This window comes from Vibrio sp. TAP-3B, assembly GCF_057784735.1.
Genome location: NZ_CM173495.1, coordinates 1,802,902 through 1,822,016 on the forward strand (window position 1 = coordinate 1,802,902; position 19,115 = coordinate 1,822,016).

The window sequence follows — 19,115 nt, forward strand, 5'->3', positions numbered from 1 at the left end:
TATTGGATTTATGTCGTTCATCCCTAGATCCAGTCTGACGGACCTAGAGTTAAAAGAACCAGCTGCTGTTGTCTTCCAATTCCTGACGACATTGTTTCAGCTGCCAGCCATAAGTTTTTGCAGTTTGTTCAACACGCCGAGCGACGTTAATTAAGCTTGGCTTTCGTTTATAAGTACCACGCTTATATCCTCCTCTACCTTCATGATAGGCAAGATACTGGTTATATGGGTCCCACAATGAAATGCCAAGCTGGCGGCGCGTTTCATGGGTATACCAACCGACAAACATCATAGAGTCATCAAAGTTAGTACGCGAACCGCCTTGCCCTGTTGCATCTTGGAAATCTCCCCAAGCTGGGTCTTGGGCTTGTGCATAACCATAAGCACTGCTGACACGCCCCCAAGGAATGAACCCAAGTAGGTAATCTTTGGGTGGTTTGGCATCATGTCGAAAGCTGCTCTCTTGTTTGATAATCGCCATGGCAACATGAATGGGAGTCCCCCACTTTTCTTCCATATCTTTGGCGTCATCATACCAATCCGATTTCTCTCGAAATATCTCACATAGGTTATCTTGTTGCTTTGGCGGCGCCGTCGCACACCCGGTAAGCAAAAGAGTTCCTAGCACCGATACAACCAACCTCTTAATGTTCAATCCCACCCCGTTTTTACCCATACATTATTGCTTCAGATAAGCGAAGTAATCTTCCAGGAAGTCGTCAAAAGACAACGTATCGTTTTGTTCAGCTTGCTTCTGTTTTTCTACTGATAAAGCGACTTCTGTTTCCATCATATCTTGTGAATAATACTGGTAAGCATGAGCCAGGTTTTCCTCACGGTATTTCATGCCAAGCGCACACCCTACCTTACCGAGGCCGCCCAGTTCTTTCGTTAGATCTAATAATTGACCCGAAATCGTCAGCTCAGGGTTATCAATCCATGTTTCTAGTTTATTGCAAACATCTTGGTAATCAGTGCCACCAGCAGCGGCATCCATTTCTACCGCGATTTGACGCAACTCGCCAAACACTCGATGCCCCCAACTTTGCAAAGATAAGCGCTCACCTTGGCAGCCAATTTGAAGCATCAAGCCTTTTTCTCGACCAGAAATAATCACTTTATTCCAGTTATCACGCCAACACTCTAACTCACAGTTATCCATCGGGTCAGAGTCTGACAAGGCTGTCCAAGTAAGGAAAAGGTCAAGGAAACGCACTTGCTCTTCATTTAAGCCAACGACGCTGAATGGGTTGACATCAAGTGAACGCACTTCGATGTATTCGACACCAGCACGTCTGAGAGCATCCGAGGGCTTTTCACCGCTTTTCGATACGCGTTTTGGACGAATGGGCGCGTATAACTCGTTCTCAATTTGTAAAATATTAGAATTAAGCTGGCGGTATTCCCCGTCCACTTTTACGCCTATTTTCGCAAACTCTTCGGATGGATGACGAATAGCATCACTTAAACCTTCAAGGTACTGGTCGATATTATTGAAGCCAATTTTCAGCATGCTTTGCGCACTACTCGTGTAGCCTAGATCGCTCAAACGCAAAGACGTCGATTTCGGCAAATACAAAGTGCCACCAATTTTCTCGAATGGCAGATCGGTTTCACGACCTTGAATAAAAGAGCCGCATAACGCTGGCGATGCGCCGAAGAAATATGGAATCATCCAACCAAAACGGTAGTAGTTACGGATCAACGCAAAGTAGGCATTAGACTTCGTATCTTGGCGGGCTTGTCCATCCTGCTCGCCGTAAAGCGCATCCCAAAATGTTTCAGGGAACGAGAAGTTAAAATGCACACCTGAGATGATTTGCATCAGGCTGCCATAGCGGCGCTTTAGACCTTCTCGGTACAGGGTTTTCATTTTTGCTGCATTCGAAGAGCCATACTGAGCTAACTGAATGTCCTCTTCCGAGCCGACATAACATGGCATAGAAAGCGGCCACATCTTTTCTTCACCCATTTTTGTTTGCGTGAAGTGATGGATATCTTTCAGTTGTGCCATCAATTCTGGAATTTCATGTGACACTGGAGTAATGAATTCTAACAATGATTCAGAAAAATCCGTCGTAATCCATTGGTTGGTGAACGCTGAACCTAACCCCTTTGGATGAGGTGTTGTCGCTAGATGTCCATCCTGACAATAGCGCAAAGTTTCTCGCTCAACACCGCGTCCAAACTGCTTAAATACTTCGGGGTTTGATGCAACTTTTTTTAGTCGCGCAGCAAAATCAGTCAAAATGAGGTTCGCTTATATTGGGAGCAGGACACTTGCTATACGATGCAAGTGAAAGCTAAGTTATTGATAGTCTTTTCACCTAGATAAATGCCCCATTAAAAGTCGCTTATCTAGATGAATAGCGGAGAGCACTCTCTCCGCTATTATGTTCAAATAACCTCAAAATACCGGATTCAGCATCTCGAAGTGATTTGGTATACATGTGTACTCTATCGAATGATTTCAAGCTCTTCTACGTCTTTCCCCAACTTTTCTAATTGAGGACGTAGTGATTTAGCATCACCAACAACAATAATTTGATAGTCGTTTGGATCAAACCATTTCTGAGCGAGTGCATTCAGGCTCTGCTTATCGACTTTTTCTACGATAGCGTTTCTCTGCTGCAAATAATCCTGATCGAGGTTGAACTTCAGAATATCACTGATAAGTTGCGCTTTTTGTGTTGGCGTCTCATACTTCAGGGCATCTTTTTGACCGACGGCTTGGCGCATAAATTTCAGCTCCGCATCAGTCATGCCTGATAAAGCGTATTCGTTTAACTCATTTTTCATTTCGATGATAGAGGCAACGGTCGAGTCAGCACGTACTTGGGCTGTAAACACAACCGAACCAGTTTCTGGATTTCCTGAGAAATAACCGTATGCACCGTAAGTGTAGCCCTTGTCTTCACGTAGATTTTGGTTAATACGGCTGTTGAAGTTACCCGCTAAGTTGAAGTTAGCAAGCTGCCCCAGATAGAACTCCCCCGTAGCATCGTAAGGCACACCCTGACGCACCATCATAACCACACTTTGAGGAGCGTCAGGTTTATCAACAAGGTGGATTTTCTGCTCACCCAACGCAGCGATACTTTGCGGCGCATACAACGGGGCGGCTTCGTCTTGCCAATTTTTCCAGAACGTGAGCTTCTGTTCCATGTCTTGTTTGTTGGTATCACCAACCACGACGATCTGAGCACTTTGTGGGGTGTAATGCTGCGCGTAAAATTCACGGACATCGTCCAGTGTTAAAGCACTCACGCTCGCCTGTGTGCCGTCTTTGGGGCGAGCAAAGACAGAGTCACCATAAAGTACTTGGCGGCTTGCTTGTGACGCCATCCAGCTTGGATTTTGATGTTCGTAAACCAAACCTTCTAATGCCTGCATTTTTACGCGCTCAAAGTCTTGTTGTTTGAAAGCTGGTGATAACAACATCTCCTCAACGATCTTCAATGTCGGATCGAGATTCTTTTTGAGAGAAGACACACTGATGTTGGTCGTATAGCCAGTCGCATCTACAGAGATCACACTACCCAGTGTATCTAACTCAGCTTGAATGTCTTCGACACTGCGTTTGGTGGTCCCTTCTTGTAACATCGCCGCTGTCAGCTGTGCCAAACCTTCTTTACCCTTTTCAACAAAACGCGTTCCCGCAGGCAAACTAAATTGCAGCATCACCGTTGGGGTTTCATCACTTATCGCGCCCAATAATTCGGACCCATTATCGAAATGAATCTCATATAAGTCGGGCATGGTTGCTTTGACAGGCTCACCAACTGGCGGCTGTACCGAACGATCGAAATTGTCCGTCGCACGGCGATAAGCTAGCTGCTCATCGGTGATCTTTTTGTATTCTGGCAGCGTTCGTTCTGGCGTCACAAAGGTGGCTGGTTTGACCGCCAAGTCTGTTTTTCCTTTTGGTACTACGCTTAGCGTCACTTTGTTCTTACCTTGGATAAAATCCGTATACGCTTTTTCTACCGATGCAGGCGTAACCGCGCGGATCTGCTCAAGCTGTTGTTCAAGACGATCAGGATCGCCAAAGAATGTCTCATTGGACGCCAACTGCGTCACTTTGCCTTTCACGCTTTCTAGAGCAAAGATAGCATTCGCTTCCGCTTTGCCTTTCAGCTGTTCTAGGCGGTCATCCGTTACGCCTTGCTTAGCAAACTGGTTGAGTGACTGTAAAAGCTCGTCATACAATTTTGAAAGGTCGCCTTTGTCTCCAGAATCCCCCATTGCGTACACGTAAAAGTTGCACGCAAGTTCTGCACAATCATGGAATGAACCGGCATCAACCGCTTTTTGAGTCTTGACTAAGTCTTGGTAGAGCACGCTGTTTGTACCGCCACCCAGCACTTCCGATAGCGTATCGAGAGACGCTTGGCTTGCTTCGCCATTGTAGGTTGTTGGCCAAGCGATCATGACCATCGGTTGTTGAATACGATCTTCGAGCGTGATGTATTTGTCTTCTTGCAGTTTTGCAGGCTGTTTCGGCGCATTTTCCACCTCTGGACCACGCGGAATCGAACCAAAGTATTTGTTCACCCACTCTAACGTTTGTTCAACGTCCAGATCACCACCGATCGTTAAGGTTGCATTGTTTGGTCCATACCAACGCAAGAAAAACGCTTTGAGATCATTCACATCAACACGGTCAAGATCTTCAACATAACCAATGGTTTGCCACGAATACGGATGCCCCTCTGGATACAGTGCTTCTGACATGCGCTCCCAAATCAGTCCATACGGACGATTGTCGTAACGTTGGGCACGCTCGTTTTTGACTGTTGAGCGCTGAATTTCAAACTTACGTTGTGATACAGCATCAAGCAAAAAGCCCATACGATCTGACTCTAACCACAACATTTTTTCTAGTTGGTTAGCCGGTACGGTTTCAAAGTAGTTAGTGCGGTCACGGTTAGTGGTGCCGTTTAAAGTTCCCCCCGCTTCCGTGATGATTTTGAAATGCTCTTGATCACCAACGTTCTCTGACCCTTGGAACATCATATGTTCAAAGAAGTGCGCGAATCCTGATTTTCCGATCTCTTCACGAGCCGAACCAACATGGTATGTTATATCGACATGTACTAATGGATCAGAGTCTTCTGGCGCTAAAATAACGGTTAAGCCATTATCAAGCTTGTATTTCTGGTATGGGATTTTAACTTTGCCTTCTTCCGCTTTCGACGACTCGACGAAAGTTACCCCTTCAGGCAATGATGATACAGGGGTATTGGATGCACAACCTGTGATCACCAACAGCGAACACGCGCCAGCCCAAAACATCTTCATGTACTTTCCTTAAAATAATCCGAGATAGATGGCCGCAAGTAGACTGTACCTAACGGCCTTTCCAAAAAATATTAAAATCACACACGGTAGAAACTTCATTCGTAACCACCCAGCCGCTAAACACAGCGGGTCTCCTATAATAGGAAGCCAGCTAAAGAACAATCCCCAGTAGCCATATTTAGATAACCACTTCAAGGCGGTATGTGCGTGTTTTTCATCTTGAGTTTTGTTGGGAATCCATAACCCAAGCCAATAATTCGTTAGACCGCCAAGTGTATTACCTACCGTGGCCACAATAATGATGGACGAAATAGCGTATTGATTCAAAGAGAGTGTGGCAATCAGGCCTGCTTCTGAGCCACCAGGCAGTAAGGTCGCACTGAGAAAACCAGTTATGAATAGCACCCATAATGCCGAATCAGAAAACCAAAGCGCTAAATCTTCAAACCCCGTATTAAATGCCTCTAGCATGTCATATCAAGTAGCACCTTACCTCTGGTCCTCCCCGATTCAACTTGTTCGTGAGCGGCGCTTACTTCATGCATTGGATAGACTCGCTGAACTTCAGTTTTTAACAAACCGACGCTGACCATGTATATCAAGGTATCCAGCAGGGCTGGATCTGGCTCCACTAACATGCCGCTCGCCTCAAAGCCCAGTAGTTTGGCTTTTTCACAGATCTCCTCAGCGGTGATGGTTGGCACAGTAATGACTCTCGCATTGTCTTTTAGGCACTTAAGTGCATCTAGCGCTGCGTCTCCCCCCACTAAATCAATCAGAACATCTACGCCTTCAACACGTTCTGACACTGGGGCAAATTGATAGTTCACTGCGTGTGCGCCAAGCGTGGCGAGATAGTCTAAATTTCGCTCACTACAGGTCGTGAAGACTTCGGCTTTAGCCGCTACCGCAATTTGTATCGCTAAGTGTCCTACGCCTCCAGCGCCAGCAAGAATAAGAACACGGTCATTTTCTGTCACATTAGCGATACTTAATGCTTGAGCGGCAGTTTGTCCAGCCAGAGGTAGTACTGCAGCTGCCTCTAAAGTAACTGTGCTAGGGACATGACTTAACTCAGATTCTGGAACACAGATATACTGGCCGTAACCGCCACCACGTAGTGGAAAACCGATAAAGCCCGCCACTTCATCACCGACAGGAAAACGTGAGGCGTCGTAACCACACGCAACCACTTGCCCTGAGATATCATAGCCAGGAACCCAAGGTAAATGACCTTTGTTCTGCTCTGCCGCCCAGCCTAACCCTGCCCGAGTTTTAACATCAATAGGATTAACACCTGAGAAAGCAACTTTCACTAAAACTTCACCTGATTTGGGTGATGGTGTTGGGGTATGTTGAATCGCAAGTACATTTGCGTCACCAAATTCGGTGATAACGATCTGTTTGTGTTCCATAAACCATTCCCTGAGAGAAAACAAAAAGGGATGCGAAAGCATCCCTTTGACTATAAACCATTTTGTTAAGCGAAGTTAATTGTGGGCTTGTAAATTGGTTGATGATTCCATTTTCATTGATGACTCACTATCGCTCTACTGGCTAACCTACGAGAGCAAGTAAAATACCTGCAGCGACCGCTGAACCAAGTACACCCGCAACATTTGGCCCCATGGCGTGCATCAACAAGAAGTTTTGCGGATTGGCTTGCAAACCTACCTTATTCACCACACGTGCAGCCATCGGAACCGCAGATACGCCTGCTGCACCAATCAATGGGTTAATGTCTTCTTTAGACACCTTGTTGAGCAGCTTGGCCATCAATACGCCCGTCCCAGTACCAATACTGAATGCCACCGCGCCCAGCCCTAGGATACCTAAGGTTTCGAGGTTCAGGAATTGATCCGCTTGCAGCTTCGAGCCAACCCCTAAGCCCAAGAAGATCGTCACGATGTTGATCAGCTCATTTTGTGCGGTTTTCGATAGACGATCGACCACCCCCGCTTCACGCATTAAGTTGCCCAAACAGAACATACCGACAAGAGGCGTTGCTGAAGGTAGGAAAAGAATCGTCATGAGTAATACTGCCATCGGGAACAATACTTTTTCCCATTTACCCACGTGACGCAGCTGCGCCATTTGAATCTCACGTTCTTCCTTAGTGGTTAACGCCTTCATGATTGGCGGCTGAATGATTGGCACTAACGCCATGTAGCTGTACGCGGCTACAGCAATCGCACCCAGCAGATCTGGTGAGAGCTTACTAGCCAAGAAAATTGCCGTAGGACCATCTGCACCACCAATGATTGCAATCGATGAAGCATCCGCCATCGAGAACTCCATACCCGGTACATAATTGAGCAAAATCGCACCAAATAGTGTGGCGAAGATACCAAATTGAGCGGCAGCCCCTAACCACAAGGTTTTCGGGTTCGCGATCAAAGCACCAAAATCTGTCATCGCCCCCACGCCCATGAAAATCAATAACGGGAACACGCCCGACTCGATCCCAATATAGTAGACGTAGTACAGCAATCCCCCCGGCTCGGTAAAACCTGCGTTTGGAATGTTGGCCAAGATGGCACCAAAACCGATAGGCAGCAGAAGTAATGGCTCGAAGCCCTTTCGGATCGCCAAAAACAACAGCGTACAGCCAACCAGCATCATGCAGATTTGGCCAAACTCAAAGTTAGCGATCCCTGTTTCTGACCATAAGGTCATCAATCCGTCCATGGTACTCCCTTATCCTAGACTCAGAAGAGGCGCACCTACTGTCACAGCATCACCTTCTTTGACATTCAATTCCTGCACAACACCACCACGTGCCGCGCGAACTTCTGTTTCCATCTTCATCGCTTCAAGGATCAGCAGCACATCACCTTCAGCCACTTCAGCGCCAGGCTGAACATTCACTTTGAAGATGTTACCCGCAAGAGGAGCAGGCACCGCTTCTGCTAAAGCATTGGAAGTTGCGCTAGGTGCAACCGATTTTTCCGGCGTAGCAGAAGGAGCGACAGAGGTTAGTTCACCTTGAGGACCAACTTCAACTTCATAAACTTGACCATCAACACGTACGCTGTAAGTTTCTACGCCTCCTGCGGTTACTTGAGCCACAGGTGTTGATGCAGGTTTCGCCTCTTCAACACCAGGAGCAGGCTCAAAGGCGTCTGGGTTGTCACGATTCTTAAGGAACTTGAGGCCAACTTGAGGGAAAAGCGCATAGGTTAATACATCATCTACGCGCTCACTCGCCAATTTAATCCCTTCCGATTTCGCTTTTTCCATCAGATCGACCGTCAGCGCTTCCATTTCAGGCTCTAGCAAATCGGCTGGACGACACGTGATAGGATCTTTACCATCGAGAATTTTAGCTTGCAGATCAGTATTCAATGGCGCTGGCGCCGCGCCGTATTCCCCTCTCAGCACACCTGCCGTTTCTTTCGTAATGCTCTTGTAGCGCTCCCCTGTCAGGACATTGATTACTGCTTGAGTGCCCACAATCTGTGAAGTTGGAGTTACCAGAGGAATAAAGCCTAGGTCTTCACGCACGCGTGGGATTTCTTGCAAAACTTCATCAATGCGATCCGCCGCACCTTGCTCTTTAAGCTGACCTTCCATGTTGGTTAACATGCCCCCCGGCACTTGTGCAATCAGAATGCGAGAGTCAACGCCTTTAAGTTGCCCTTCCCATTTCGCATACTTTTTACGTACCTCACGGAAATAAGTCGCTATTGGCTCTAGTTGATCAAGTTTCAGGTTGGTATCTCGCGCCGTGCCTTGCAGCATTGCTACCACTGTTTCAGTTGGTGTGTGTCCATAAGTACAACTCATTGAAGAAATGGCCGTATCCAGCACGTCGATACCCGCTTCAACCGCCTTCACAGCGGTTGCGGTTGAAAGACCCGTCGTTGCATGACAGTGCAGCGCTAATGGGACATCACAAGAAGCTTTAATACGCGTAATGAGCTCTTCTGCTTCATATGGCTTAAGTAGGCCTGACATATCTTTGATGCATAACGAGTGACAGCCTAGGTCTTCAAGGCGTTTTGCCAAGTCGACCCAAGTATCGGTATTGTGCACTGGACTCGTTGTATAAGACAGCGTGCCCTGCGCATGAGCGCCAACATCAACGGCAGCTTTAACGGCGGTTTGGAAGTTTCGAACATCATTCATCGCATCAAAGATACGGAATACGTCCATACCGTTAGCATGCGCGCGTTCAACAAACTTCTCTACTACGTCGTCGGCATAATGGCGGTATCCTAAAAGATTTTGACCACGTAGTAACATTTGCATCGGGGTATTTGGCATCGCTTTTTTGAGTTCTCGCAGGCGTTCCCATGGGTCTTCCCCTAGGAATCGAATACAAGAATCGAACGTTGCTCCCCCCAAGTCTCTAAAGACCAGTAACCAATCTTATCCAATTCAGCTGCAATAGGCAGCATATCCTCAATACGCATACGCGTAGCAAATAATGATTGATGGGCGTCACGAAGGACCACATCCGTAATAGCTAGTGGTTTAGACATGCTCTTAAACTCCTTTTTAATCCTTTTTTCGGCTACTTCGCGACTAAGGTGCGATGCTTATGAATCGCAGCCGAGATCGCCGCCACTACTTGTGGACTAACAGCTGAAGAGGTTGATTGAATATTGGTATTTGTTTTTTGTGCTGCGACTGGATCTGGTACTTCTTCTGGTACCAGTTTCGACATTAGCCGAACGAGATAAACAAGAATGGTGAGGAAAATAAATACGACCACCATCCCTGTTAGCATCAGGGTGGCCGCATCTACTAGCAGGCTTCCTATATTAGTCATGTTGCTTCCTTTCTTTGTCATCCTGACAACGTGCAGGACTTTAATAGCGTCAAATCCCGACCCATGGATTATCTCGATTGGTTAAACTTTGTCAATTTTGTTTAAGAAAGGTTTGTAATAATCCTGATAAATGATTATTTATTCACTACTCAGATCACAGTTCATGAGAAAACAATCACGTTAATTCCGCCGTTCTGCTGATGAATAAAGTCAAAGAGAGCATAAATAAAAACGGCGATAGAGATTTAAAAACCAGCGCATAAAAACCTGTTAAAAAACAAAAACAGACAGATATAACAACGCACATTTTTAAAACAAAATAAGGTGTTTATATGATGGTATTTAAAGTGAAGTAGAAGGAAGCTAGCCGAATTGGGGATCGTCCAGTGTTTAATAGAAAGAGTCCATTGCGTAGATACGCACATAGACATTTTTTGAAAAAAAGAGGAGATACAATATCTAGTCGGTCAGAGCTATATTGTGGTTTCAGATACTAAAAAGCCTCGCATTAGCGAGGCTTTTATAATACGTGGCGCGTCCTGGAGGATTCGAACCTCCGACCGCCTGGTTCGTAGCCAGGTACTCTATCCAGCTGAGCTAAGGACGCACAATTTTCGATATCGATTTAACATCAACATCAGGGCATTACTCTTTAATAAGTGGCGCGTCCTGGAGGATTCGAACCTCCGACCGCCTGGTTCGTAGCCAGGTACTCTATCCAGCTGAGCTAAGGACGCGCAGTTTTCGATATCAATCTAACATCAACATCAGGGCATTACCCTTTAATAAGTGGCGCGTCCTGGAGGATTCGAACCTCCGACCGCCTGGTTCGTAGCCAGGTACTCTATCCAGCTGAGCTAAGGACGCACAATTTTCGATATCAATCTAACATCAACATCAGGGCATTACCCTTTAATAAGTGGCGCGTCCTGGAGGATTCGAACCTCCGACCGCCTGGTTCGTAGCCAGGTACTCTATCCAGCTGAGCTAAGGACGCGCAGTTTTCGATATCAATCTAACATCAACATCAGGGCATTACCCTTTAATAAGTGGCGCGTCCTGGAGGATTCGAACCTCCGACCGCCTGGTTCGTAGCCAGGTACTCTATCCAGCTGAGCTAAGGACGCGCAGTTTTCGATATCAATCTAACATCAACATCAAGGCATTACCCTTTAATAAGTGGCGCGTCCTGGAGGATTCGAACCTCCGACCGCCTGGTTCGTAGCCAGGTACTCTATCCAGCTGAGCTAAGGACGCACAATTTTCGATATCAATTTAACATCAACATCAAGGCATTACCCTTTAATAAGTGGCGCGTCCTGGAGGATTCGAACCTCCGACCGCCTGGTTCGTAGCCAGGTACTCTATCCAGCTGAGCTAAGGACGCGCAATTTTCGATATCAATTTAACATCAACATCAGGGCATTACCCTTTAATAAGTGGCGCGTCCTGGAGGATTCGAACCTCCGACCGCCTGGTTCGTAGCCAGGTACTCTATCCAGCTGAGCTAAGGACGCGCAGTTTTTGTGAAGCATCTCACACTGTCTTTCTTTAAGAACAAAAAAATTGACGGCTACGTCAATAAATGGCGGTGAGGGAGGGATTCGAACCCTCGATACGGCTACAAACCGTATACTCCCTTAGCAGGGGAGCGCCTTCAGCCTCTCGGCCACCTCACCGTTTTATTTGTTCTATCTAAAGAATGGCGCGTCCTGGAGGATTCGAACCTCCGACCGCCTGGTTCGTAGCCAGGTACTCTATCCAGCTGAGCTAAGGACGCACTGTACACTTTAGAAGTCTCGCAAGAAATGGCGGTGAGGGAGGGATTCGAACCCTCGATACGGCTACAAACCGTATACTCCCTTAGCAGGGGAGCGCCTTCAGCCTCTCGGCCACCTCACCGTCTTGCGGAGGCACATATTACGTTTTACCGAAAATATGTCAAACACTTTCTTTGAAAAAAACCACCCAAACAACTTAACCGTTGCGGATTTAATCAAAGTGACGATTTAACGAACTTTACCACTCTATTATGATGAAAAAAAGAGAGTCTTCTCCGAATAAAAACAATTATTATCAAGGCGCTTAAAGTATTTACTTTAACGAGCATTATTTGGCTTATAAGCGCAGCTATAATTTGAGCATCAAGTGATGGTAAGTCAAAAACCGTAAGACTGAACGAACAAAGGCAACGTTCAAAACCCCACTCCTATTTAACTCTTGCGGAGAGTCCAGAAACTAAAAAGGCCAGCCCATCGGCTAGCCTTTTTCATTCAAACTAAGCTCTGTAAACAGGAGCGACTTAGTAGTTATCTGAATCTGAAGCAGTGTTACCATTGCCTTTTTCAGCTTGAATGCGCATATAAATTTCTTCACGGTGAACTGAAACTTCTTTCGGAGCGTTAACGCCAATACGTACTTGGTTACCTTTCACACCTAGTACAGTTACAGTTACTTCATCACCAATCATCAGTGTTTCGCCTACGCGGCGAGTCAAAATTAGCATTCTTTGCTCCTTGAGTAATCTCTAAATTTTCTTGCTACAAAGCTATTATCCAACAAAAGTTATATTTTCGTAAACTCCCTTGTCATAGAAAATTAGCCTAAAAAGACATGTTTTTGTTGAATGTTTAATGCTTCACTAGACGTAATGTAAGCATCATGTAGAATATTTGCTGCTGTATTCACACATTCAGGTGGTAAAACTAGCATCATAGTGAGTGCGTCCGTTGCGCTGAAATTGATCTCAATATCTCGCTTTGCCAACAAATCGCGTGCGTGCTCTACCATTCCATTGGCCTCAAGCCCTACAGCGGTTAGAAGACTTACTGCTTCACTATTACGGATTTTATCGCTGAACACCAGATCGAACTTGTCGCATGCATCTTGTTTTATCATGATACCTGCTCGTTCTGTTTCCTCGATCACATACCAAATATTAATACCCAGCATCTGACATTGTTTTGTAGCACTAGATAAATGTTCTTTATCGACTTCAATAATAGCAAGGTCACGTTGAATAGCTATACCAGAGACAGCTTGACTGCCCGACTCTCCCTTTACCAAACTGCCTTCATTAACATCAAATGTCGAAAGCACGCGTAGTGGTACGTTATTCCTCCATGCAAACTGCACGGAAGGTAAATGCAATACCTTAGCTCCTCGTCTTGCCATTGCTTCCATTGAAAGAAAGTCAATAATTGCCAGTTTTTGAGCATTTTTTACTACACGCGGGTCACAAGTATAAATACCATCAACGTCGGTAAAGATTTGGCATTCATCAGCACGTAATGCGCCTGCAAGTGCAACGGCACTAGTATCTGATCCCCCCCGACCTAATGTGGTGATATCCCCATTCTCAGTCACACCTTGAAAACCCGCAACAATAACGATTTGTTCTTGCTCAAGCAATGCTATTATTTTTGAGGTATCAATCTGTTTAATCGTAGCGTCATTGTGTTGATTGTCCGTCACAATTCTCGCTTGTGCTCCGTTAAGTGAGCGTGCTGCATGACCCATTTTGTTTAGAGTCATTGCTAATAGTGCCATCGACACTTGCTCACCAGCAGAGAGCAAAACATCAAGTTCTCGAGCTGTAGGTACGCTATCGATCTGTTTAGCGAGCTCCATTAATTTGTTTGTTTCGCCTGACATTGCAGACACAACAACAACAACTTGATTGCCATCATTTCTCGCCTTAATGATGTGTTCAGCAACTTGGTGGATTCTTTCAATAGAACCCACGGAGGTTCCGCCAAACTTTTGCACGATAAGGGGCTTTTTCACCAGCCTTCACCTTCCCAAGACCAAAGTCTCTTTTTAACCGCTTAAAAATTCAAACACTTACTTTCAGGAATTATATCAGCAGCCATTACAATAGAACCAAATAGCTCAACTGACTCGGTTAACTCTTAGTCAATTAAACCATTTGATTACCAAAAAAATTTACGCTCAATCAAAAAATTTGATTGAGCGTAAATTTATTAGTTAAGTGCTTATAAGCGTTCTTCTAGCCAAGGCTGAACAGTTTTGATAGCCTCCGGTAATGCGGCTACATCAGTACCACCAGCTTGCGCCATATCAGGACGACCACCGCCTTTACCACCAACTTGCTCAGCAATCATTTTAACCAACTCACCCGCTTTTACTTTGCCTGTGAGATCTTTTGTTACGCCAGCAATCAGACCGATTTTATCGCCCGTTACATTTGCTAGAAGCACAATACCAGAACCCATTTGGTTTTTAATATCATCAACCATCGTCCGTAGGTTTTTACTGTCTGCGCCCTCAAGAGCCGCTACCAGCACTTTTGTACCGTTAACTTCTACAGCTTTGCTCATGATGTTAGCACTTTCAGCCGCTGCCATCTTGTCCTTTAGCTTTTGAATTTCTTTCTCTAACGCCTTTATTTTTTGAGCAGATTCAGTCAGTTTTTCTTCGTACTGCGCATTTTTTGCTTCAATTACGTCTAACGCTGCCTCGCCTGTAACCGCTTCAATACGACGAATTCCTGCCGCGATACCGCTTTCCGAAGTGATCTTGAATAAACCAATGTCACCTGTGTTTGATGCGTGAATACCGCCACACAGTTCAGTCGAGAAGTCCCCCATTGACAGCACGCGAACTTCGTCATCGTACTTCTCACCGAACAGTGCCATCGCACCTTTCTTCTTCGCGGACTCAACGTCCATTAAATTCGTTTCGATAACATGGTTACGACGAATTTGTGCGTTAACTAAACGCTCAACTTCTTTCAACTCTGTTGGCGTTACTGCTTCTAGGTGTGAAAAGTCGAAACGTAGGCTTTCAGGCTTAACGAGAGAGCCTTTTTGCGTTACATGTTCACCTAGCACTTGGCGAAGTGCTGCGTGTAACAAGTGCGTGGCTGAGTGATTTAGAGCGGTGGCAGCACGACGTTCTTCGTCAACCATCGTCGCCACTTCGTCACCTTTCATCAGAACACCTTCAGTCATAACACCATAGTGAGTAATTGCGTTACCTAACTTTTGTGTATCTTCAACAAGGAATACACCGGACTCTGTACGGATTTCCCCCGTATCACCACACTGACCACCAGCTTCAGCGTAGAATGGTGTTTCGCCTAAAACGATGATCGCCTTATCACCCGCCGATAGAGAGTCAACTTCGTTGCCTTCCACGAATATGGCTTCTATTGAACTTGAGCCTTTTGTGCTTAAGTAACCACAAAATTCTGTTTCTGCGTCCACTTTAATGGTTGCGTTGTAGTCTGTACCGAACTGACCAGCTTCACGTGCTCGCTGCCGCTGTGCTTCCATCGCTTTCTCAAATCCCTCTTCATCGATAACGAATTCTCGCTCGCGTGCAACGTCGTTGGTCAGATCGGCAGGGAAGCCGTAAGTGTCATAAAGTTTAAATACGGTTTCACCGTCTAACACTTTGCCATCTAGGTTATCTAGTGCTTCGTTTAGAATCGCCATGCCACGCTCCAGAGTACGGCCGAAGTTTTCTTCTTCGATACGTAGTACTTTTTCAACGACGGCTTGCTGGCGTTTCAGTTCTTCGCCAGCGGTGCCCATGACCTCTGCCAGTGCGCCTACCAGTTTGTAGAAAAACGCACCTTGTGCACCTAACTTGTTACCGTGACGAACAGCACGACGGATGATGCGACGTAGTACGTAACCACGACCTTCGTTTGAAGGCATCACGCCATCAATAATCAGAAATGAACACGAACGGATGTGGTCAGCAATGACGCGCAGCGATTGATTAGACAAATCTTCGTGGCCAATCACTTCAGCAGCCGCTTTAATCAGCGTTTGGAATACGTCGATTTCGTAGTTTGAGTGGACACCTTGCATGATTGCAGAGATACGTTCGATACCCATGCCAGTATCTACTGATGGCTTTGGTAGCGGCTCCATTGTGCCGTCTGCATGACGGTTGAATTGCATGAATACGTTGTTCCAGATCTCGATGAAACGGTCACCGTCTTCTTCTGGTGTGCCAGGACGCCCACCCCAAATATGCTCACCGTGATCGTAGAAAATTTCTGTACATGGACCACAAGGACCAGTGTCGCCCATTTGCCAAAAGTTATCTGACTCATAAGGCTTACCACCTTGCTTATCGCCGATACGAACAATACGATCTGCAGGAATGCCTACTTTCTTATTCCAAATATCGAACGCTTCGTCGTCTGTTTCGTACACCGTGACCAATAGACGCTCTCCAGGCAGTTTGAGCACTTCTGTTAGGAATTCCCAAGCAAATGAAATGGCATCTTCTTTAAAGTAGTCGCCAAAGCTGAAATTGCCTAGCATTTCAAAAAATGTGTGATGACGAGCCGTGAAACCCACGTTTTCCAGGTCGTTGTGTTTACCGCCAGCACGTACACAACGTTGAGCCGTAGTTGCTCGAGTATAGGCGCGTTTTTCTAAGCCTAAGAAGCAATCTTTAAATTGGTTCATACCTGCATTTGTGAATAGCAGGGTTGGGTCGTTATGTGGAACTAACGATGAACTTTCTACGATTTGGTGTCCTTTGCTTTCAAAGAACTTGAGGAACGCGTTACGAACCTCATCAGTGCTCATGTACATGCAGCTCTTCCTGAAAATAGTCGAGTTAGAATTTTGCCGTATTGTAGATCATGCAATCAGCTGAGACTAGTTTTCTTGAGGAAAAGAGGGAGTAGGAGAAAAATTTGAAGCAAAATAAAAATCAGTGCTCACTATTCACAACTAATCTTGGTTGTCAGAGCTCAACGCGTAACTAATTTGGTCGAAACTGTAACCTCGATACTGTAGAAAGCGTACCTGTTTGGCATGCTCTTTCTGGTCTTTAGCTTTGATACCTTTGAATTTCTTCTCCGCTGCCTGCTTGGCAAGTTCAAACCAGTCTTGGGGCTCTTCGGCCATCGCTTGTTCAATAACGAAGTCTGCTACTCGCTTCTGATTGAGTTCCTGTCGAATTCGACGCTCACCGTGCCCTTTGTAGACATGTTGACGAATTTGGCTTTTGGCATAACGCAAATCATCGAGGTAGTTGTGATCTACGCAAAAATTAATCGCGATCTCGATATCTGATTCTTCGTAACCTTTCATCGCTAACTTTTGACAAAGTTCATACTGACCATGATCTCGACGACTCAGTAATTGAATCGCAGCTTCTTTACTCGATAACGTTGGCGCCTGACGCTTTTGGTACATAGTGATCCTAAAAGTGTTTTTGCTTTAAATATTAATCCTTACTAGGACTTCGCTTCTGGTAAGGCCAGATACAACAAAGCCCCGCATGGCAGGGCTTTTTATTATTTCTGATATTAGCAGATTAAAATTCTTCTGCTTGCTCCGGTTTTTCACTTACATCTGGATCTTCATCAAGTGCTGGAGCTAACAACATTTCACGTAGTTTGGTATTGAGAGTCTTAGCTACTTCAGAGTGCTCGCGCAGGTAGTTACACGCATTTGCCTTACCCTGACCAATCTTATCACCGTTATGGCTGTACCATGCACCCGCTTTTTCAACCAGCTTATGCTTCACGCCTAAATCAACCAACTCACCTTCACGGTTAAAGCCTTGACCGTACATAATTTGTGTATGCGCTTCTTTAAACGGTGCTGCAATTTTGTTCTTAACCACTTTAATACGTGTTTCGTTACCCACAACCTCATCGCCATCTTTAATTGCACCAGTACGACGAATATCTAAACGAACCGAGGCGTAAAACTTCAGTGCATTACCACCCGTTGTCGTTTCTGGGTTACCAAACATCACACCAATCTTCATACGGATTTGGTTGATGAAGATGCACATACAATTAGACTGCTTTAGGTTACCGGTGAGTTTACGCATTGCTTGAGAAAGCATACGAGCTTGAAGACCCATGTGGCTATCGCCCATTTCGCCTTCAATTTCTGCTTTAGGTGTTAGTGCAGCAACGGAGTCGATAACCATCACGTCAATCGCACCAGAACGTGCTAGTGCATCACAGATTTCTAACGCTTGTTCACCCGTATCTGGCTGAGAAACCAAAAGCGCATCAATGTTTACACCAAGTTTCTTCGCGTATACAGGATCCAGCGCGTGCTCTGCATCGATGAAGGCACAAGTCTTACCTTCACGCTGCGCTGCTGCAATCAGCTCAAGAGTCAGTGTTGTTTTACCTGAAGACTCTGGACCGTAAACTTCTACGATTCGACCCATTGGTAGACCACCAGCACCCAAAGCGATATCGAGAGAAAGAGAACCCGTTGAAATAGTTTCTACGTCCATTGCACGGTTATCACCAAGGCGCATGATCGAACCTTTACCGAATTGCTTTTCAATTTGACCTAGCGCAGCGGCGAGCGCTTTCTGTTTGTTCTCGTCCATTACTTTCTCCGATTTATTCATCTTCTTTGGGCGACGAATAGTAATTCATTTTTCTTAAGCAGATCATCTGCTCAGCAATAAAATTCATTATACTGTTGATTCATACAGTGTCTATACCTGTGTGAAAAAAATTTAGCCTGCTCGCATAAACAACATTCGCTAGCCCTTATTTTGTCTGGACTGGCAGAGTTCCAAAGTTCTAAATTAAATGTCGATATAATTGGCTCAGTGCATGCGTTACCGCTTTTCCGCGTACTTCGGCACGATCACCGGTAAAGTGCATGGTTTCGACCAGCAGCCAATTTTTATGATCGGCAAAAGCAAAACATACGGTTCCAACGGGCTTTTCTTCACTGCCACCACCTGGTCCTGCAACCCCACTGATCGATACTCCTAGCGTTGCATTGGAGTTTTCTAATGCACCTCGCACCATTTCGACCACGACCGGTTCGCTCACCGCTCCATGCGTTGCCAGTGTACTCGCTTGCACACCAAGCATTTCTATTTTAGCTTCATTACTATAGGTCACAAATGCACGGTCTAGCCACGCTGAACTCCCAGCAATGTCAGTTATGGCCGCCGCTACGCCGCCACCAGTACAAGATTCCGCAGTGGTCACGACATGGCCTCTCTGCGCAAGCAAAGCTCCTAAATCTGCACTCAATTTTGTTGTTTTTTCCATACTCAA

At 45.7% G+C, this 19,115-nt stretch carries 13 protein-coding genes, 11 tRNA genes and 1 pseudogene; all 25 read right to left on the minus strand.

Annotated elements, in window-relative coordinates; all coding sequences use genetic code 11:
* Window positions 1-49: 49 nt before the first annotated feature.
* The 25 genes and pseudogenes from AC3D28_RS08405 to pncC all read right to left on the minus strand — a co-directional run bounded on the left by AC3D28_RS08405 (window position 50) and on the right by pncC (window position 19,109).
* A complete protein-coding gene (locus AC3D28_RS08405; protein ID WP_257145727.1) occupies window positions 50-676 on the minus strand; it encodes a transglycosylase SLT domain-containing protein in 627 nt (208 codons plus the stop codon).
* A 3-nt stretch (window positions 677-679) separates the two neighbouring features.
* Window positions 680-2,248, minus strand: coding sequence for a glutamate--cysteine ligase (gene gshA, locus AC3D28_RS08410; protein WP_488534516.1), 1,569 nt, complete (start codon window positions 2,246-2,248; stop codon window positions 680-682).
* A gap of 209 nt (window positions 2,249-2,457) precedes the next feature.
* Window positions 2,458-5,301 carry a M16 family metallopeptidase gene (locus tag AC3D28_RS08415; protein ID WP_488534517.1) on the minus strand — a complete coding sequence of 948 codons (2,844 nt, stop codon included), beginning with the start codon at window positions 5,299-5,301 and terminating at the stop codon, window positions 2,458-2,460.
* A gap of 9 nt (window positions 5,302-5,310) precedes the next feature.
* Entirely contained in the window at window positions 5,311-5,772 is a 462-nt protein-coding gene (locus tag AC3D28_RS08420) for a YqaA family protein (RefSeq protein WP_098414825.1), read from the minus strand.
* Window positions 5,766-6,716 carry an NADP-dependent oxidoreductase gene (locus AC3D28_RS08425; protein ID WP_488534518.1) on the minus strand — a complete coding sequence of 317 codons (951 nt, stop codon included), beginning with the start codon at window positions 6,714-6,716 and terminating at the stop codon, window positions 5,766-5,768. The genes AC3D28_RS08420 and AC3D28_RS08425 overlap by 7 nt, the downstream gene beginning before the upstream one ends.
* A gap of 142 nt (window positions 6,717-6,858) precedes the next feature.
* Window positions 6,859-7,989 (minus strand): sodium ion-translocating decarboxylase subunit beta, encoded by a 1,131-nt coding sequence (locus tag AC3D28_RS08430; protein WP_098414823.1) that lies wholly within the window; start codon window positions 7,987-7,989, stop codon window positions 6,859-6,861.
* A 9-nt stretch (window positions 7,990-7,998) separates the two neighbouring features.
* Window positions 7,999-9,785, minus strand: a pseudogene (gene oadA, locus AC3D28_RS08435) (sodium-extruding oxaloacetate decarboxylase subunit alpha).
* A 32-nt stretch (window positions 9,786-9,817) separates the two neighbouring features.
* On the minus strand, window positions 9,818-10,075 hold the full coding sequence (locus AC3D28_RS08440) for an oxaloacetate decarboxylase subunit gamma (protein ID WP_098414821.1): 258 nt from the start codon (window positions 10,073-10,075) through the stop codon (window positions 9,818-9,820).
* 530 nt (window positions 10,076-10,605) lie between these two features.
* Window positions 10,606-10,682, minus strand: a tRNA-Arg gene (locus AC3D28_RS08445).
* Between the two features lie 53 nt (window positions 10,683-10,735).
* A tRNA-Arg gene (locus AC3D28_RS08450) sits at window positions 10,736-10,812 on the minus strand.
* A gap of 53 nt (window positions 10,813-10,865) precedes the next feature.
* Window positions 10,866-10,942, minus strand: a tRNA-Arg gene (locus AC3D28_RS08455).
* 53 nt (window positions 10,943-10,995) lie between these two features.
* Window positions 10,996-11,072, minus strand: a tRNA-Arg gene (locus AC3D28_RS08460).
* Between the two features lie 53 nt (window positions 11,073-11,125).
* Window positions 11,126-11,202 (minus strand) — tRNA-Arg (locus AC3D28_RS08465).
* A 53-nt stretch (window positions 11,203-11,255) separates the two neighbouring features.
* Window positions 11,256-11,332 (minus strand) — tRNA-Arg (locus tag AC3D28_RS08470).
* Window positions 11,333-11,385: 53 nt separating this feature from the next.
* A tRNA-Arg gene (locus tag AC3D28_RS08475) sits at window positions 11,386-11,462 on the minus strand.
* 53 nt (window positions 11,463-11,515) lie between these two features.
* Window positions 11,516-11,592, minus strand: a tRNA-Arg gene (locus tag AC3D28_RS08480).
* A gap of 69 nt (window positions 11,593-11,661) precedes the next feature.
* A tRNA-Ser gene (locus AC3D28_RS08485) sits at window positions 11,662-11,754 on the minus strand.
* 24 nt (window positions 11,755-11,778) lie between these two features.
* Window positions 11,779-11,855, minus strand: a tRNA-Arg gene (locus AC3D28_RS08490).
* A 29-nt stretch (window positions 11,856-11,884) separates the two neighbouring features.
* Window positions 11,885-11,977, minus strand: a tRNA-Ser gene (locus AC3D28_RS08495).
* A gap of 400 nt (window positions 11,978-12,377) precedes the next feature.
* A complete protein-coding gene (gene csrA / locus AC3D28_RS08500) occupies window positions 12,378-12,581 on the minus strand; it encodes a carbon storage regulator CsrA (RefSeq protein ID WP_098414820.1) in 204 nt (67 codons plus the stop codon).
* 92 nt (window positions 12,582-12,673) lie between these two features.
* A complete protein-coding gene (locus AC3D28_RS08505) occupies window positions 12,674-13,861 on the minus strand; it encodes an aspartate kinase (RefSeq protein ID WP_488534519.1) in 1,188 nt (395 codons plus the stop codon).
* A gap of 209 nt (window positions 13,862-14,070) precedes the next feature.
* Window positions 14,071-16,653: an alanine--tRNA ligase gene (alaS, locus tag AC3D28_RS08510; RefSeq protein WP_488534520.1), complete on the minus strand. Its 2,583-nt coding sequence runs from the start codon at window positions 16,651-16,653 to the stop codon at window positions 14,071-14,073.
* 141 nt (window positions 16,654-16,794) lie between these two features.
* On the minus strand, window positions 16,795-17,262 hold the full coding sequence (gene recX / locus AC3D28_RS08515; RefSeq protein ID WP_098414817.1) for a recombination regulator RecX: 468 nt from the start codon (window positions 17,260-17,262) through the stop codon (window positions 16,795-16,797).
* Window positions 17,263-17,383: 121 nt separating this feature from the next.
* Window positions 17,384-18,427, minus strand: a complete 1,044-nt coding sequence (gene recA / locus AC3D28_RS08520) for a recombinase RecA (RefSeq protein ID WP_488534521.1) — start codon at window positions 18,425-18,427, stop codon at window positions 17,384-17,386.
* A 199-nt stretch (window positions 18,428-18,626) separates the two neighbouring features.
* Entirely contained in the window at window positions 18,627-19,109 is a 483-nt protein-coding gene (gene pncC, locus AC3D28_RS08525; RefSeq protein ID WP_488534522.1) for a nicotinamide-nucleotide amidase, read from the minus strand.
* Window positions 19,110-19,115: the final 6 nt, after the last annotated feature.

Bases quoted from the DNA above. Each gene is read 5' to 3' on its own strand.
- AC3D28_RS08420 (WP_098414825.1), bottom strand. From the start codon at position 5,772: ATGCTAGAGGCATTTAATACGGGGTTTGAAGATTTAGCGCTTTGGTTT.
- pncC (WP_488534522.1), bottom strand. From the start codon at position 19,109: ATGGAAAAAACAACAAAATTGAGTGCAGATTTAGGAGCTTTGCTTGCG.
- recX (WP_098414817.1), bottom strand. From the start codon at position 17,262: ATGTACCAAAAGCGTCAGGCGCCAACGTTATCGAGTAAAGAAGCTGCG.
- AC3D28_RS08430 (WP_098414823.1), bottom strand. From the start codon at position 7,989: ATGGACGGATTGATGACCTTATGGTCAGAAACAGGGATCGCTAACTTT.
- AC3D28_RS08440 (WP_098414821.1), bottom strand. From the start codon at position 10,075: ATGACTAATATAGGAAGCCTGCTAGTAGATGCGGCCACCCTGATGCTA.
- AC3D28_RS08405 (WP_257145727.1), bottom strand. From the start codon at position 676: ATGGGTAAAAACGGGGTGGGATTGAACATTAAGAGGTTGGTTGTATCG.
- csrA (WP_098414820.1), bottom strand. From the start codon at position 12,581: ATGCTAATTTTGACTCGCCGCGTAGGCGAAACACTGATGATTGGTGAT.
- AC3D28_RS08425 (WP_488534518.1), bottom strand. From the start codon at position 6,716: ATGGAACACAAACAGATCGTTATCACCGAATTTGGTGACGCAAATGTA.
- alaS (WP_488534520.1), bottom strand. From the start codon at position 16,653: ATGTACATGAGCACTGATGAGGTTCGTAACGCGTTCCTCAAGTTCTTT.
- AC3D28_RS08415 (WP_488534517.1), bottom strand. From the start codon at position 5,301: ATGAAGATGTTTTGGGCTGGCGCGTGTTCGCTGTTGGTGATCACAGGT.
- recA (WP_488534521.1), bottom strand. From the start codon at position 18,427: ATGGACGAGAACAAACAGAAAGCGCTCGCCGCTGCGCTAGGTCAAATT.